Here is a 14,932-nt window from a genome sequence, read left to right as displayed (position 1 = left end):
CGGTACGAAGTACTTTACCGCACCTTCCCCGCGCCCTTCTCCAACACCACATTCGACAGAATCGCCGTATCCGCCTTAGCCGGAAGATGCGACACAAACCCAATCCCCACATAAAACGGAGCATCAAAGTGCAGCTGGATCGGCGGCCCAAACTGGTGCATCGGCTCCCCCTCCAAACTCACCCAAAGTGAGATCGCATCGCCCTTCTTCTCAATCCCAATCCGCTTCGCCATGATCGTCGTCAGCGAATCCGGGCTGTGTCCCTCCGGCCGCCCCCGCGCTCCGATCCGATACTCCATATCGGTCATCCGCTGCCCCTTCACCGCCCGCTGCGCCAGATGAATCATCCCCGCCCCGTGCAATGCAACGACAGCCTCCTTCGAGTCATCGTCCAGGCTCTGCCGAATCACCAGCACAGCCTTGCGGTCGCCATAGCCCTTCGGATCGGGATAAGCAATATCCGCCGCCAGCGAAGCATCGCCGGACATCTTCTTCCACAGATAGCGGAACTCATCCCGGATATACCAGACGTTATACCCTGCCGAGTTGATCGTGTACTGCTTGGTCGCAGCGTCGTAGCTCGCGCTCCCCGGCACCACCGCGCTACCGATATCCGACTGCCCATCGAAGATCCCGATCGGCGTAAAGAAGTTCGTGCTCGGCCGATGGAAGTCCGCAGGCGGAGCCACCTGCACATGCGTCGCCGAGCCCGGCTGCGCCCAATCCGGCACCGCCGGAGTAGAAGCAGGAGCAGCAGGTGCTTGCGCACGCAGCAGAGAAGGCACACACAGCAGCGTCAACAAAAGCAGACGGGTTCGGCGAATAGAGGTCATGGCGCAGATTGTAGCGCGCTGGAACAATGACTGTAAAAACCGCGCCTCTACGCAGCCCGCCGCTTCCGCCCGCTCATTAGATAGATCGCCGCCCGCAATTCCAGCAGCGGATCATCTGAAGGCTCAATCCCCGCCAGCCGCGGAATCGGATCGAAGATGATCGTCTTCTGCTCCGCCTCACTCCCCTCCAAAGGAGCAGTCAGACTCAGCGTGCCGATCTCTACAACCTCTCGCTCTACCGGCCAGTGGATCGTCGCGTCGTCGACGACATCCCCCTCATCGGCAAGCTGCACCAACACCTTGAACCCCACCGGACCCGCCGCCACCCGAGCCGCAATCTCATCCATCAGATAGTTCGCGTCCTTAGCCTTCAGAGCCTCGTCATCCAGATGGTCCGGACCCGCCACGGGCACAATCCGATACCGCCCAAACCGGCTCACCCCAGCGGCATTGGTAAACTTCATCGCCGTCACGCCAAAGTAGTTCTCTCGCCCAAAGCTCGAAGGCGCAGGCTTCGGCGTCTGCACAAACGCCAGCGCCGCCGGGTGTGAGCCAAGAAAAGCCTCCAGCGGCGACCCCGCCAGGTTCGCCGGATCGCTAGCCGCCAGAGCCCGCAGAAACTCCAAAAACTCATCGCCCGTATGAGTCGGGAACCCATCGGTTGAGTGGCTCACGATATCCGTATGCCGATGCGGCCCCAGCACAAACCGCACCGCAAACCCACGCGGGTTGCTGTTCGGATCGGTATCCGGAATCAGCGGCAGCCCCGTCGAATCCGAGAACCGTACCAGCACCGGAGTCGATGCCTGGTTCAGATGCTCAGCGCTCGAAAGCTCCTTCGCAGCTTCTGTCGGCACAAACGTCCCGGTCAGCATCGTCCCCTTGGCATGAGCCGGACGAAACCCCGGATACTCCCCAAAGATCGCATGAAACTGGTCCAGAAGGCTCTGGCTCAGCGCCAGCAGCTTCTCATCGGTAGGCAGCGGCATCGGTAATACTCTCCCTCAAGAATGATCTGCCCCCAATCTACCTTGGAATCAACTGTTCGGTCTTCATCCGCTCAAACAAATCGAAGAAGGACTGCGGCGTGTCCTGATACGTCAGGAACCCCAGCCTCCGACTCTTGCTCATATCGTTCACGCACTCGATCTTCCGCCCCAGATCGCCATCCGTGTGCCACCACGAGGCCAGCCGATTCACGTCCTTCTCCACCAACCCATGCCGTGCCGCAATCCCCGCCCACTCCTCCGCGGCCCCGCCCATCCGCCCTTCGAGCGGTGCCCCACCCTCGGGAGGCACCGCAGGCTCCACACCAAAGTAAGCCGCAATCTGCGGCCACAGCCACCGCCACCGGAACACGCCCCCATTCACCACGTTGAACGCCTCATTCCGCGCCGCCGGAGTCGTAGCCGCCCACTCCAGATGCTCCGCCAGCAGCCTTGCATCGACCACATCCGTCAGCGCATTCCACTGCTCGCTCGACCCCGGAAACACAAATGCCTCCCCGCGCTCGCGGCACAGCGTCGCATACACCGCCAGCGTCGACCCCATATTCATCGCGTTCCCCACCGCGAACCCCACAATCGTATGCGGCCGATGCACGCTCCACCCAAAGCCGCCCCGCTCGGCCGCGCGAAACATCACATCCTCCTGCGTGTAGTAAAAGTTCTCCCCCGGCAGCCGCGGCGTGTCCTCGCGAAAGGGCGTCTCCGCCGCCGTCTGCCCATACGCCTCAAACGGCCCCAGATACTGCTTCGTCCCCGTCACCAGCGCGGCATGCCGCAGTTCCATCCCCTCCAGCGCCGCAAAGACATTCTCCACAATCCCCCCATTCACCCGGACATTCTCCTTCTCGGTGTCATGCCTTATCCACGCACTCAGAAAAACATCCGTCACCACCTTCCCCTTCAGCGCCTGCTTCACCGCCGCCCCATCGCGCAGATCCGCCGCTACCCCCACCACTCCATCCACCACCTGCGCCCCACGCGACAGCCCCACCACGCCCCAACCCCTCTCCAGCAGCCGCTTCGCCAGATTCTGCCCCACCACCCCGGTCGATCCCACCACCAACGCCGTCCGCTTCTCCATCTATCTCGCTCCTAAAGAATCCTTCCCAGTAGATGCCCCACCCCATCGCAAAGCACCAAGCCGCTACACTAAACAGGATGGCTAAAGCGAACAAGCTCGAAGAGATCGACATCCCCACCTGGCTCCGCGGCCTGCCCAAAGCCGAGCTGCACCTCCACCTCGAAGGCACCATCCTGCCCGAGACCCTCGTAGAGCTGAGCCAACGCCACGACGCCACTCCGCTCACCCTCGATGCGGCCCGCGCCCTCTACATCTACGACGACTTCCCCCACTTCCTCATGGCCTTCAAGGCCGTCACCGAGCGCCTCCAGACCGCCGACGACTTCGAGCTGATTGCCTACAACATGATCCGCGACCTCGCCTACCAGGGCGTCGTCCACGCCGAGGTCTACATCTCCTGGGGCATCCTCGCCCGCTTCAAGCCGCAGCTCCCCATCCCCTCGGTCATGGACGCCATCGAGCGCGCCCGCATCCGCGCCGAGCGCGAGTTCGGCACCACCATCCTCTGGATCATCGACGCCGTCCGCCACTTCGGCGTCGAAGAGGCCGCCCACGTCTTCCGCCTGGCGGCTGAACTCCGCCACCAATACCCCAGCATCATCGGCATTGGCATCGGCGGCGACGAAGCCCGCGGCCCCGCCGAGCAGTTCCGCGAGATCTACGCCGAATCCCGCGCCGCCGGTCTCCGCCTCACCGTCCACGCGGGCGAGTCCACCGGCCCCGTCGCCGGTCCCGCCTCCATCTGGTCCGCCATCAACATCGGCGCCGAGCGCATCGGCCACGCCCTGGCCGCGCAGTACGACGCCGACCTCCTCACGATCTTGGCCGAGCGCCAGATCCCCCTCGAGCTGAACGTCACCTCGAACCTCCGCACCGGCTGTTGCCCCGCACTCGACCAGCACCCCATCCGCGAGTACTTCGAGAGCGGCCTGATGCTCACGCTCAACTCCGACGACCCACCGATGTTCGGCAGTGACCTGCTCTCCGAGTACATCCTGATCCAGGAAGCCTTCGAATTCTCCCTCGAGCAGATGCGCGAGTTCGCCGCCAACTCCATCGAAGCCAGCTTCCTCCCCCCCGACCGCAAGCTCAAGCTGATGCGCGACGTAGAGCTTTACCACCGCTAAAAGCACCCACTCGTCAGAAGGGAGCGGCTCAAGAGAGTTTTTGCCGTTGCCTGTTCCGTCGTTGCCGTTGCCTGTTTTTTTTGTTGTCATTCAGGAGCGAAGCGGAGGAATCTGCTTCTGTCCTTGCTCTTGTCTTTGTCCTTGCCGTTGCTTCTGGGGTAGGTCCGGGCTTTAGCCCGGACATCAAAAACAACCACAAACGCGGGCTTTAGCCCCCGAGGTATGCTTTCTTCAACCTAACCCAAACCATTAAGGACACGGCTTCAGCCGTGCCATCCCAGCACGCCGATAAACCGGCTTTAGCCGCTGAGGAACTATTTCTTACAAAGAGGAAAGACGTCCTGCCGGACAGGCCCGCTACGCGCGGGGCGGGCGTTCACACGCCTTTTTACTGCTTCGCATGGTCCTCCCGTTGGTCGGAAACAAGAATGCTCGCCGCCGACCAACGGAAAGCCCTCAGAAGATAATCCCGCCCATGCACCCCCGAGAACGGCACGAAGTGCTACCGCTCCCCCGGAGCAGGCACCATCACCGCCCCCGGATCCACCTTCGGAATCCCAAAGTGCCCACTCAGATGCACCAGATCGAGCGGCCGCAGATCGCACGTCAGCTCCACCACGCTCATCTGCCGCTCAGCCCTGGCCAACACGGTCACCCCATCAATATCCGCACCCGTAAAGTGCAGCCAAAGGTCGGTCACCACCTGCTTCGGCTGAGCCGTATTTGCCGCCGTCTGCCGCCCGTTCACCAGGTGCTTCCACCCCGCAGCCTTGTAGCTGGCGATCAACCCTTCCATCGCCTCCGGCGTATAAAACGCGGGCTCACGATAGCGAAAGTTCTCGACCGTAATCCCCCGCAGCGCCGCTGCCGCCCGCTCCGGCGGCATCCCGTTCATCTCCAGAACGCCCTGCGCCACCTGCATCGCCATCCGGTCGAAGGTAAACGCCGTATGGGTCGCGGGCTGCTCCGCCAGCGTGGCAAAGCTCTGGGCCACACCCACCGGCTGCTGCGCCACGCAGGCGCTCCCCGTCACCAAACTACCCACAACGAGCAAACAAGAGAGAAGGCGCATAGAGATCTCCTTACCCCGTTAGACCCGAATTTTAGCCGGGAGTTTCTCTCCCGCCCTACTGCACCGGTTTCGGGGCAAAGTAACCCCGCTTCACCCGCACATGGTAGCGCCGCGAGTCGGTAGCCGCCAGGTAAATCGTCCTGAAGCTACCATCCTGCTTGAACTCCGCAGGCCGGTACACCAGCGAGTACTGGCTCCTCAACTCCTCTTCGATGCTCTTGAACCCGATCGCCACGTCCTCCAGCTTGTTCGGAAAGAAAGCCTTTCCTCCCGTAGCCTCGGAGATCCGCTCCAGCACCGCGCCGCCCTTACCCTTGCTCGGGCTGGTATCGGTCGAGATTGTATACACCAGCGTCTCCGCCCGCTGACACATCTTAATCGCGTCTTCCTCGTTCGACCGCGAGTAGTTGTCGTCGCCGTCCGAGACCAGCACAATCGCCTTCCGCACCGTGCCCTCTTCCTGCAGCGTCAACATCTGGTTCTTGCAGGTGTTATAGATCGAGTCGAACAGAGCCGTGCCGCCGCCCGGCCGCAGCTTCCGAATCCCCTCGTTCAGCAGGTCGATATTATTGGTAAAGTCCTGCGCCAGGTTCAACTGGATATCGAAGCCCTCGACAAAGGCCCGATCATTCCGGTGCAGAATCTGGAGGAAGAAGTCGATCGCCGCATCCTGTTCAAACTTGAACCGCGTCCGGATCGAGCTGGAAGTATCCAGCATGATGCCCACGCGCAGCGGCAGGTCCGTCTGCTGCTGAAACCGAAAAACCCTCTCCGGCGGCCGCTGATCGTCGAGCAGGCCGAAGTTCTCCTGCTTCAACCCGGTTACGAAACGGCCCTTGCTGTCCGTCACGGTAAAGAAGAGATCGACCTCGTTCACCTGCTGCTTCAGCGTGAAGGTAGGCTCATCCGCAGGCGCGTCCTGTGGATTGCGCGGCGTCAACTGCGGCTGATTGGAGGCTGGAGCCGTAACAACAGGAGCAGTCGTCTGGCAAAAAGCAGCGGTAGAGGTTGCGGCCAAAATCGAGGCCAGCGCAACCGAAAGGGACAAGGACGTATATTTCAGGCGGCTCACCCGTAAATTCTACTTCCTCGCACGTCGCTCTGGCATCAAGCCCTCTTAAATCATCAGCATACAATCGCCGTAACTGAAAAATCGGTACTTTTCCCTCACCGCATGGGCGTACGCCGCCCGCACCGGCTCCACGCCCGCCAGCGCGCTCACCAGCATCAGCAGCGTGGACGACGGCAGGTGAAAGTTGGTCACCAGCCCCTGAACCACCTGAAAACGATGCCCCGGCGAGATAAAGATACTAGTCTCCCCCGAGTGCGCAAACAGCTCCGGCCCCAACGTGGCGCAGTGCTCGAGCGTCCGGGTCGTGGTCGTCCCCGCCGCAATCACCCTCCGACCCTCTCGCCGCGCCGCGTTCACCGCCGCAGCCGTCGCCTCGGGCAAAGTGTAGTGCTCCGCGTGCAGCCGTATATCCTCCACCCTCTCCGCCCGCACCGGCTGAAACGTCCCCAGCCCCACATGCAGCGTCACGCGCTCGACTTGCACCCCCTTGGCCTCTAGAGCCGCCAGCACCTCCGGCGTAAAGTGAAGCCCAGCAGTCGGAGCCGCCGCCGACCCCGGCTCATTCGCATAGACTGTCTGGTAGCGAGCCTTATCCCCAGCCGAGTCGTCCCGATGAATATACGGCGGCAGCGGCATATGCCCGATCCGGTCCAGCTTGGCCAGAAACTCCCCATCTGCCTCAAACCGGATCGTCCGCTCGCCATACTCCCCAGCCGCGAACACCGTCGCAGAAAGCAGCACCGCCCCCTCCGCATCGGCAAAGTGCAGCACCTCCCCCGGCTGCACCTTGCGCCCCGGCCGCACCAGCGCCGTCCACTCCCACGGCCCCATCTGCTGCGTCAGCAGCACCTCGATCTTCCCCGTCGGAGCAGGCGACGAAGCCTGCGTAGCCAGCCCGCCCCGCGTAGCATAGAGCCGCGCCGGAATCACCCGCGAGTCGTTCAAAACCAGCAGATCGCCCGCCTTCAAATACTCCGGCAGGCTCAAAAACCGATCATCCGTCAGCGCGCCGGAGTCACGCCGCAGCACCAGCATCCGCGAGCTGCCGCGCACCTCCGGCGGCGTCTGCGCGATCAGCTCTTCAGGCAGTTCATAGTGAAAATCCGATACCAGCACACCTTAAGCTTGACACGAATCTCCCCGCCTTACGACAGCATGGCGACAGACTTATCCAGCGCAGCCTGCAACTCCGGCAAGCTCACCCCTGACTTCTCCGGCCAAGCAGTCCGCACCCGCGAAAACGGCTTCGGAATCAGAAACCGATCCCAGCTCTTCAGCACCCACGCCCGCTCGGGCAGCACATAGTAGACGCCGATCTCCGTAGCCCCCACCAACTGTGCCAACTGCACCGCCCCCGGCTTGGCCACCATCGCCGGTCCCTTCGGCCCATCCGCCGTAATCGCACAACGATGCCCCTGCCGATAAGCCTCAGCCATCTGCCTGAGCGCCATCGCCCCGCCCCGCGTCGAAGACCCCCGAATCGCCCTGAACCCCAGCAGTTCCACGGTCCGCGCGATCAGCTCGCCATCGAAGCTCTGCGAGATCAGAATCGCAATATCCTTATTCCGAAACTGGTGTACACAAGCCAGCAACGACCGATGCCAAAACGCATAAACACAAGGCCCCGGCACCTGGTCCCCCCGCACATTCCCCGGCACGGCCACGTCTTCATACCGCCACGTAGCCCCCAGCACGCGGATCAACATCGCGACAATCCGCGGCACCACGGCGAGCACAACGCGCTGCTTGCGGCTATAGGCCATAGCGTCCTAACTGTACTTGAGCCAGCGCAGAACCTCGGCAAGGTTCGGCTTCTTGCCATACATCAGGATGCCCACCCGGTAGATGCGGCTCGCCACCCAAAGAATCGCAAGAATGGTCAGGCTCATCAGCACAAAGCTGAGCCCAATCTCCCAGGGCGCGACAGTGGTAAGCGAGATCCGCAGGTTCATCAGCAGCGGGCTGCAAAACGGGATCAACGAGACCACCCGCGCCAGCGTCGAGTTCGGAGCGGGCACAATCACAAAGCTCATCAACATGCAGAAGGCCAGCGGCATCACCAGGAACATATTCAACTGCTGCAGCTCCTGCTCGGAGTTCGTCATAGCCCCCAGCGCCGCGGCGATCGACGAGTACAGCAGATAGCCGAAGAGGAAGTAAACCACGAAGAACACTATCTGCGTCAGGCTGATCGGCACATGCCCCGAGCCGACAAACGAAGCCGCCAGATTCGTGCTCCCCAGAATCCCGGCAGCCACCATCCACACGCCGATCTGCGTCAGCCCCACCGCCCCGACGCCCAGGATCTTACCCGCCAGCATCTCCTCCGGCCGGATCGTCGAGAGCATCACCTCAAAGACGCGGCTGGTCTTCTCCTCGATGATCGACCGCGCCGTGTTCATCCCATAGAGCATGATGACCATGTACATCAGCAAAAACAGCAGCGAAGCCGCAGCATAAGCCGCACGGCTGTCCCCGCTGGAGCTGGTATCAATCGTCACCGGAGCCAGCAGCGCATCGACCTCCCCGGCCCCAATGCCGGAGTGGTTCAGCCGCTCCCGCGTCAGCACGCTCTGGACAGCACTCTGCAACGTGTCGACGGTCGTGGCATCGCCCGCCGAACGCGCCGCATATGCAAACAGGGGCCGCGCGCCAGCCGCAGCCGCAGGCGTCACCCACAGGTATCCCGCAATCCCGCTCTTGCTCTTTAGCTCTGCATCGAGCGCACTGCGCGTCTCCGGCGATGGCGTAGCCAGATCGACCGTCATGCTGGAGTGCCTGCCGCTCTCGAGTTGCTGCTTCAGGTCCTGCGCAAACTGCGCGTCCGCCGCGACGATGGCCACATGCGCCGAAGCCTTGGCCCGCGAAGAGAGATACCCGGCCCCAAAGACGAACCCGCCCATCAGCACAGGGATCAAAATCGTCGCCACCAGAAAGGCCTTGGTGCGGATGCGTTCCAGGTACTCGCGCCTGGCGATGAGCCATACATTACGCATCGACGTTCTCCCCTACAGACTCGATAAAGATCTCCTCCAGCGTCGGCTCCATCACCTCAAACCGCGTGATGCAGGTACCCCGCGCCACTGCCTCGGCCAGCAGGCTCTGCGCCATCGCCGGGTCGTTGAGGATCAGCTCCGCGTGCCCCGAATAGGTCTTCGCCGAGGCGATCGCAGGATGCTGCAAGAAGCTACTGTCCCCGCTGAAGTAGATCTGCACCCGGTTAGCCGGATAGCGCGACTTGATCTCGCGCATAGCCCCTTCGAGCACCAGATTTCCCTTATAAATAATGGCGATTTCGTCGCATAGCTTCTCCACCTGGTCCATGCGATGCGTGCTGAAGAGAATGGTCCTGCCCTGCTTGCGCAGCTCGAGCAGCGTATCCATCAGCAGCGTAGCGTTCACCGGATCGAGCCCGCTGAACGGCTCATCCATGATGATCAGCTCCGGCTCATGCAGCAGCGAGGCGATGAACTGAATCTTCTGCTGCATCCCCTTCGACAGCTCCTCGGTACGCTTGTTCACGGCCTCGAGAATCTGCATCTGCTCGCACCACACATGCGCGCGCTTGCCCGCCGTAGCGGCATCAAGCCCATGCAACTGGCCCAAAAAGACAAGCTGCTCCATCACCTTCATCTTCTTGTAGAGCCCGCGCTCCTCCGGCAGATAGCCCACCCGATGCAACGCCGCCCGCGAGAACGGCTGGCCAAACAACCGCACCGAACCGGAGTCCGGCACCGTCATCCCGATCATCATGCGAATAGAACTGGTCTTGCCCGACCCATTCGGCCCCAGCAAACCAAACATAGTGCCCGGCTCGATGCTGAGCGAGAGGCCGTGAACTGCGACTTTCGTGTCGTACGCCTTGCGGATGTTCTGGAGTTGCACGATGGACATAGCGTTAAGGCAAGTTTATCAGGGAGGGCAAGAGGCCTTATTATTGCTTGTGAATTATCATTAGTGATAGATTCACAAAAGAGGTGAACCATGGGCTCCGATCTAAAAAGCAGCAAGTTGAAGACAACCGTACTCTCCGGATTTCTAGGCGCAGGCAAAACCACCCTGCTCAACCACGTTCTGAACAATCGCCAGGGGCTGAAGGTCGCGGTGATCGTCAACGACATGAGCGAGATCAACATCGACGCGCAGCTCGTGAACCAGGGCGGAGCCGCCCTCAGCCGCACCGACGAGCGCCTGGTCGAGATGACCAACGGCTGCATCTGCTGCACCCTGCGCGACGACCTGCTCGAGGAGATCTCCCGCCTCGCCCGCGAGGAGCGCTTCGACTACCTGCTCATCGAGTCCTCGGGCATCTCCGAGCCCATGCCGGTCGCTGCGACCTTCAGCTTCGAAGACGAGACCGGCCTCTCCCTCAGCGAGGTCGCCGAACTGGACACCATGGTCACCGTGGTCGATGCCCAACGCTTCCTCGAAGACTTCCGCTCCGCCGACGACTTGCAAGCCCGCCACGCGGCCCTCAACGACGAGGACGAGCGCACCCTCGCCGACCTCCTCATCGACCAGGTCGAGTTTGCCAACGTCATCGTCATCAACAAGGCCGACCTGGTCAGCGAGAGCGATCTAACCCGCCTGCGCCAGATCCTCCAGCAGATCAACCGCGACGCCCGCATCGAGGTCTCCGTGCGCGGCGAGATCGACCTGAAGACGATCCTGAATACCGGCCTCTTCGACCAGGAGAAGGCCGAGATGGCCCCCGGCTGGGTCAAGGAGCTGAACGGCGAGCACACGCCCGAGACCGAGGAGTACGGCATCGGCAGCTTCATCTACCGCGCCCGCCGCCCCTTCCACCCCGAGCGGCTCGAAGCCGTCACCGACGCCGGATTCACCGGCGTTCTGCGCGCCAAAGGATTCCTCTGGCTGGCCACGCAGCACGATTCGACGGTCCTCTTCTCCATCGCCGGAGCGACCATGCAGTTCGAGCCATCCGGCCTCTGGCTGGCGGCGGACGCGAGCCTCGACGCCGCCAACGACCCCGAGGTCTCCGAGTACGTGGGCCGCGTCTGGGAGCCCGAGTTCGGCGACCGTCGTCAGGAGATCGTGCTGATCGGCATGGGCATGAACCGCGAGGCTCTGACAGCCGCAATGGACTCCGCCCTGCTGACCGATGCCGAGATGGCCCAAGGCCCCGCAGCATGGGCACAGTACGCCGATCCCTTCGAAGCCCTGTTCCAGGAAAAAGAAGTAGCAGCGGCCGTTTAAACAGAGGAGAGAACAATGGCAAAGGTATGTCCCATAACCGGCAAGCGGCCCATGAGCGGCAATAACGTCTCCCACGCGAACAATAAAACCAGGCGGCGCTGGGAGCCGAACCTGCAATGGAAGCGGGTCTGGGTGGAGTCCGAAAGGCGTTACGTGCGGATGCGCATCAGCACCCGCGCCCTGCGTACGATCACCAAGCTCGGCTACGACGGCGCAGTAGCGAAGCGGAGGGCCACCGCACGATGAGAACGATCATTAAGCTGCAATCGACCGCCGGAACCGGCCACTTTTACACCACCACCAAAAACCCGAAACTAGCGAGCGGCAAGCTGGAGCTGCGCAAGTACGACCCCGTAGTGCGCAAGCATGTCCTCTACCGGGAGACGAAGGCGTAGCAATGGCACAGACCGCACGTTGGATCAAAGACGGAAGCAGGCTGCTGAACCAGCAGTGCAGGCTCTGGGGCCGCGACATCTGCCGCCCCGAAGGGAATGTGCTGCTGGAACGCGGCTTTCATCGGCATCGCGCCACCGACGGCAGCAACGCCAGCAGCCAGTACACGCTGCAAACCGCCCCCGACCGCCTGATCCGCCTCTGGGGCTTCGGCCTCTACTACGGCGGCTGCGGCGAGCACGGCAGCGGCATCTTCATCAACCGCTTCGAGTTCGAGCCGCGCCTGGCCTCCGCCGCAGCCGACCGCTGGCACAGCGCCACCGAGCTGCAACACCTGCCCCGTGCCTCGGACGCCGAGAGCCCCCTCGTGCGCGATGCCCTGGGCTGGATCGTAGGGTACGAGCGTTGGGTTCGTCTGACCTACGGAGTGCCCTACCGTCAGCGTTGCCTCATCGAAGCCCGCAGCCGCTGGTCGGCCCCGCATCGCCTACCCGAAGCATGGGAAGACCTGCGCGCCCGCATGACCTCCGCATCCCAAGTACCTCGCCCATCACCATCAGCGACGCAGGCCCACGCCGCTTGTTAGTCTGGATGGAGTGCCGCTGCAACTCTCCACTCCGATCAAGTTCGTCAAGCGCGTAGGCGAGCGCGTAGCCGAAAACCTCGCCAAGCGCGGCGTCGAGACCGTCGAGGACCTCCTCTACCACCTGCCCTTTCGCTACGAAGACCGCCTCAACCCGGTCCTCATCAGCGAGCTGAAGTCCGGCCAGATGGCTTCCATCGTCGGCGAGGTCCGCGGCTCCACGCTCCTCTCCACCCGCGGCGGCGCGCTCTTCGAGCTGGTCGTAGGCCAGGGCCTCAGCACGGTCAAGTGCATCTGGTTCAACGGCAGCTACCTCCGCGACAAGTTCCGCCCCGGCCAGATGGTCGCCCTCTACGGCAAGCTCGAGGCCTCGCGCAGCGGCGGCCCCGGCAAGTTCAAGATCATCCAGCCGCAGTTCGAGCTGCTCCCCGGCCCCGGCGTCACCGGCCCTGACGCCGAGTTCGCCATGCTCGAGATGGGCCGCATCGTCCCTGTCTACGAGAGCCTCGGCGGCACCACCCCCTGGGGCTCGAAGCTCACCTCCAAGTGGACCCGCCGCGTCATGTGGAGCGTCTTCGAAGAACTCATCGAAGCCGGAATCGACGCCGAAGAGACCCTCCCCGTAGCCCTGCGCGACCGCCTCCAGCTCCCCAGCCGCATGGAGGCCCTCAAGGCCCTGCACTTCCCCGAAGCAGGCACCCGCATGACCGAGCTGATGTCCTTCGCCACGCCCGCGCACCGCCGCCTCATCTTCGAGGAGTTCTTCTACCTCGAGCTGGGCCTCGAGCTGAAGCGCCGCCGCATGCGCGAGCGCGTCGGCACCCGCTTCGAGACCAACCCTCACGTCCGCGACGCCATCAAGCAGGTGCTTCCCTTCCACCCCACCACGGCGCAGAAGCGCGTCCTGGGCGAGATCGTCGAAGACATGCGCCGCACCCAGCCCATGCGCCGCCTATTGCAGGGAGACGTAGGCTCCGGCAAGACCATCGTTGCCATGCAGGCCGCGCTGGTCGCCATCGAAAACGGCTTCCAGGCCGCGCTCATGGCCCCGACGGAGATCCTCGCCACCCAGCACTACCTCTCAGCAAGAAAGCTGTTAGAAGAAAAGATCTCGCCCCTAACCGGCAAGCCCTACCGCGTAACACTTCTGACAGGATCACTAGACACAGACAGAAAGCGCGAGGGCCAGGGCCGCATCATGCGCGGCGAAACCCAGCTCGCCATCGGCACCCACTCCCTCATCGAGGAGAAGGTGGAGTTCGCCAACCTCGGCCTTGTCGTAGTCGATGAGCAACACCGCTTCGGCGTCCAGCAACGCTTCAAGCTGATGAAGAAGCCCAATGCCCAGGGTGTAGCCAGCGAGCCGGACGTACTCGTGATGACAGCCACCCCGATCCCCCGCACCTTGGCCCTCACGGTCTACGGCGACATGGACGTCAGCATCATCGACGAGCTGCCCCCCGGCCGCACCCCCATCGTCACCCGCCGCACCACCGAGGAGCGCGCCGACGAAGTCTGGGAGTTCCTGCGCAAGCAGGTAGCCAAGGGCCGCCAAGCCTACATCGTGTACCCCGTCATCGAGGGCGCAAAAGACGACCAGCCCGAGCTGGACTTCGCCCCAACAGAAGAAGAGACAGCCACACTAAGCCCCACACAGGCCAACACCGCAGCCAAGAAGACAAAGAGCAAATCCAAAAAGAAGAAACCTGAAGCCGTAGCCCTCTTCCCCAAACCCAAGCTCCGCTCCGCGGTAGAGATGTTCGAAGAGCTGCAACACGGTGCCCTGCACGGTCTCAAGCTGGGCCTGCTCCATGGCCGCATGTCCGCCGACGACAAAGAGGTAGCGATGGCCCGCTTCAAGCGCGGCGAAACCGACGTACTGGTCTCCACCACCGTCATCGAGGTCGGCGTGGACGTCCCCAACGCCACCGTCATGGTGATCGAGCACGCCGAGCGCTTCGGTCTGGCCCAGATGCACCAGCTCCGCGGACGCGTAGGCCGCGGAGCAGCCAAGAGCTACTGCATCCTGATGACGGGCGGCAAGCCCTCCGACGGAGCAGAAGCACGCCTCGACGCGATGGTCAGAACCCAGAACGGCTTTGAATTGGCAGAACAAGATCTACAACAACGCGGCCCCGGCGAGTTCTTCGGCACCCGTCAGGCGGGTCTGCCGGAGTTCCGCGTAGCCAACCTCTTGCGCGACCGCGGCATGCTCGAGCTATCGAAAGCCGAAGCAGCCCGCTTCGCCGAAGGCCCGGACCCGGCGATGGCCCGCGAAGAGATCGACCGCGTATGGGCGCGATTGAAACAGCAATGGCAGAGAAGGTACGGATTGGTAGAGGCTTAGGCCCCACCAATCCCCCTAAACTTTTGTTACCAGGTCGGCGCGAACGACACCAGGATCGACACGAAGATCAACCCATAAACGATCACAAGCCCCTGCCAGTAACGCTCCAGAAACGATTCCGTATTATGCGATTCACTCATAGCACTCTCCTTATCCCACTCCCCAAATCCTAACCGAGAACCGGACCGGCACTCAATCGC

General features: G+C 62.6%; 15 protein-coding genes. 6 read left to right on the top strand and 9 right to left on the bottom strand.

From position 1 onward, the window contains the following. Positions 1–14: 14 nt before the first annotated feature. Genes FTO74_RS19480 through FTO74_RS04590 form a run of 3 tightly spaced genes read right to left on the bottom strand, consistent with a single transcriptional unit; the run spans position 15 to position 2,921 of the window. Positions 15–833, bottom strand: a complete 819-nt coding sequence (locus FTO74_RS19480; protein WP_220399078.1) for a biopolymer transporter Tol — start codon at positions 831–833, stop codon at positions 15–17. Between the two features lie 47 nt (positions 834–880). Beyond that, a complete protein-coding gene (locus tag FTO74_RS04595) occupies positions 881–1,822 on the bottom strand; it encodes a catalase family peroxidase (RefSeq protein ID WP_162537085.1) in 942 nt (313 codons plus the stop codon). A 37-nt stretch (positions 1,823–1,859) separates the two neighbouring features. Next, positions 1,860–2,921, bottom strand: a complete 1,062-nt coding sequence (locus FTO74_RS04590; protein ID WP_162537084.1) for an SDR family oxidoreductase — start codon at positions 2,919–2,921, stop codon at positions 1,860–1,862. Between the two features lie 77 nt (positions 2,922–2,998). On the opposite strand from FTO74_RS04590, the gene add reads away from it, so the two are divergent. Further along, complete coding sequence (gene add / locus FTO74_RS04585) at positions 2,999–4,048, top strand: adenosine deaminase (RefSeq protein ID WP_162537083.1); 1,050 nt, start codon at positions 2,999–3,001, stop codon at positions 4,046–4,048. 502 nt (positions 4,049–4,550) lie between these two features. On the opposite strand, the gene FTO74_RS04580 is transcribed toward add, so the two are convergent. Genes FTO74_RS04580 through FTO74_RS04555 form a run of 6 tightly spaced genes read right to left on the bottom strand, consistent with a single transcriptional unit; the run spans position 4,551 to position 10,086 of the window. Further along, the gene (locus FTO74_RS04580; RefSeq protein WP_162537082.1) at positions 4,551–5,120 is read right to left on the bottom strand and encodes a hypothetical protein; all 570 of its coding nucleotides are present in this window, start codon (positions 5,118–5,120) and stop codon (positions 4,551–4,553) included. A gap of 55 nt (positions 5,121–5,175) precedes the next feature. Beyond that, positions 5,176–6,192, bottom strand: a complete 1,017-nt coding sequence (locus tag FTO74_RS04575; protein ID WP_255462498.1) for a VWA domain-containing protein — start codon at positions 6,190–6,192, stop codon at positions 5,176–5,178. A 45-nt stretch (positions 6,193–6,237) separates the two neighbouring features. Continuing rightward, a complete protein-coding gene (gene queA, locus FTO74_RS04570; protein WP_162537081.1) occupies positions 6,238–7,308 on the bottom strand; it encodes a tRNA preQ1(34) S-adenosylmethionine ribosyltransferase-isomerase QueA in 1,071 nt (356 codons plus the stop codon). Between the two features lie 29 nt (positions 7,309–7,337). Next, entirely contained in the window at positions 7,338–7,955 is a 618-nt protein-coding gene (locus FTO74_RS04565; protein WP_162537080.1) for a lysophospholipid acyltransferase family protein, read from the bottom strand. 6 nt (positions 7,956–7,961) lie between these two features. After that, positions 7,962–9,188, bottom strand: coding sequence for an ABC transporter permease (locus FTO74_RS04560; RefSeq protein WP_162537079.1), 1,227 nt, complete (start codon positions 9,186–9,188; stop codon positions 7,962–7,964). Further along, positions 9,181–10,086, bottom strand: coding sequence for an ATP-binding cassette domain-containing protein (locus FTO74_RS04555; protein WP_162537078.1), 906 nt, complete (start codon positions 10,084–10,086; stop codon positions 9,181–9,183). The genes FTO74_RS04560 and FTO74_RS04555 overlap by 8 nt, the downstream gene beginning before the upstream one ends. Positions 10,087–10,203: 117 nt before the next feature. Here FTO74_RS04555 and FTO74_RS04550 point away from each other — a divergent pair, with 117 nt between their 5' ends. From FTO74_RS04550 to recG, 5 genes are read left to right on the top strand one after another with little or no spacing between them, the layout of a single operon-like run. Further along, entirely contained in the window at positions 10,204–11,409 is a 1,206-nt protein-coding gene (locus FTO74_RS04550) for a GTP-binding protein (protein ID WP_255462497.1), read from the top strand. A gap of 15 nt (positions 11,410–11,424) precedes the next feature. After that, the gene (gene rpmB, locus FTO74_RS04545; RefSeq protein WP_162537076.1) at positions 11,425–11,655 is read left to right on the top strand and encodes a 50S ribosomal protein L28; all 231 of its coding nucleotides are present in this window, start codon (positions 11,425–11,427) and stop codon (positions 11,653–11,655) included. Beyond that, a complete protein-coding gene (gene rpmG / locus FTO74_RS04540; RefSeq protein ID WP_162537075.1) occupies positions 11,652–11,804 on the top strand; it encodes a 50S ribosomal protein L33 in 153 nt (50 codons plus the stop codon). Before rpmB ends, rpmG begins: the two co-directional genes overlap by 4 nt. Before the next feature lie 2 nt (positions 11,805–11,806). Further along, entirely contained in the window at positions 11,807–12,388 is a 582-nt protein-coding gene (locus FTO74_RS04535) for a hypothetical protein (RefSeq protein ID WP_162537074.1), read from the top strand. 10 nt (positions 12,389–12,398) lie between these two features. Beyond that, positions 12,399–14,732 carry an ATP-dependent DNA helicase RecG gene (gene recG / locus FTO74_RS04530; RefSeq protein WP_162537073.1) on the top strand — a complete coding sequence of 778 codons (2,334 nt, stop codon included), beginning with the start codon at positions 12,399–12,401 and terminating at the stop codon, positions 14,730–14,732. Positions 14,733–14,932: the final 200 nt, after the last annotated feature.

Origin of the sequence: Granulicella sp. WH15, assembly GCF_009914315.1 — a bacterium.
Taxonomy (GTDB): domain Bacteria; phylum Acidobacteriota; class Terriglobia; order Terriglobales; family Acidobacteriaceae; genus Edaphobacter.
This window is presented reverse-complemented; position numbering and strand designations above follow the sequence as displayed.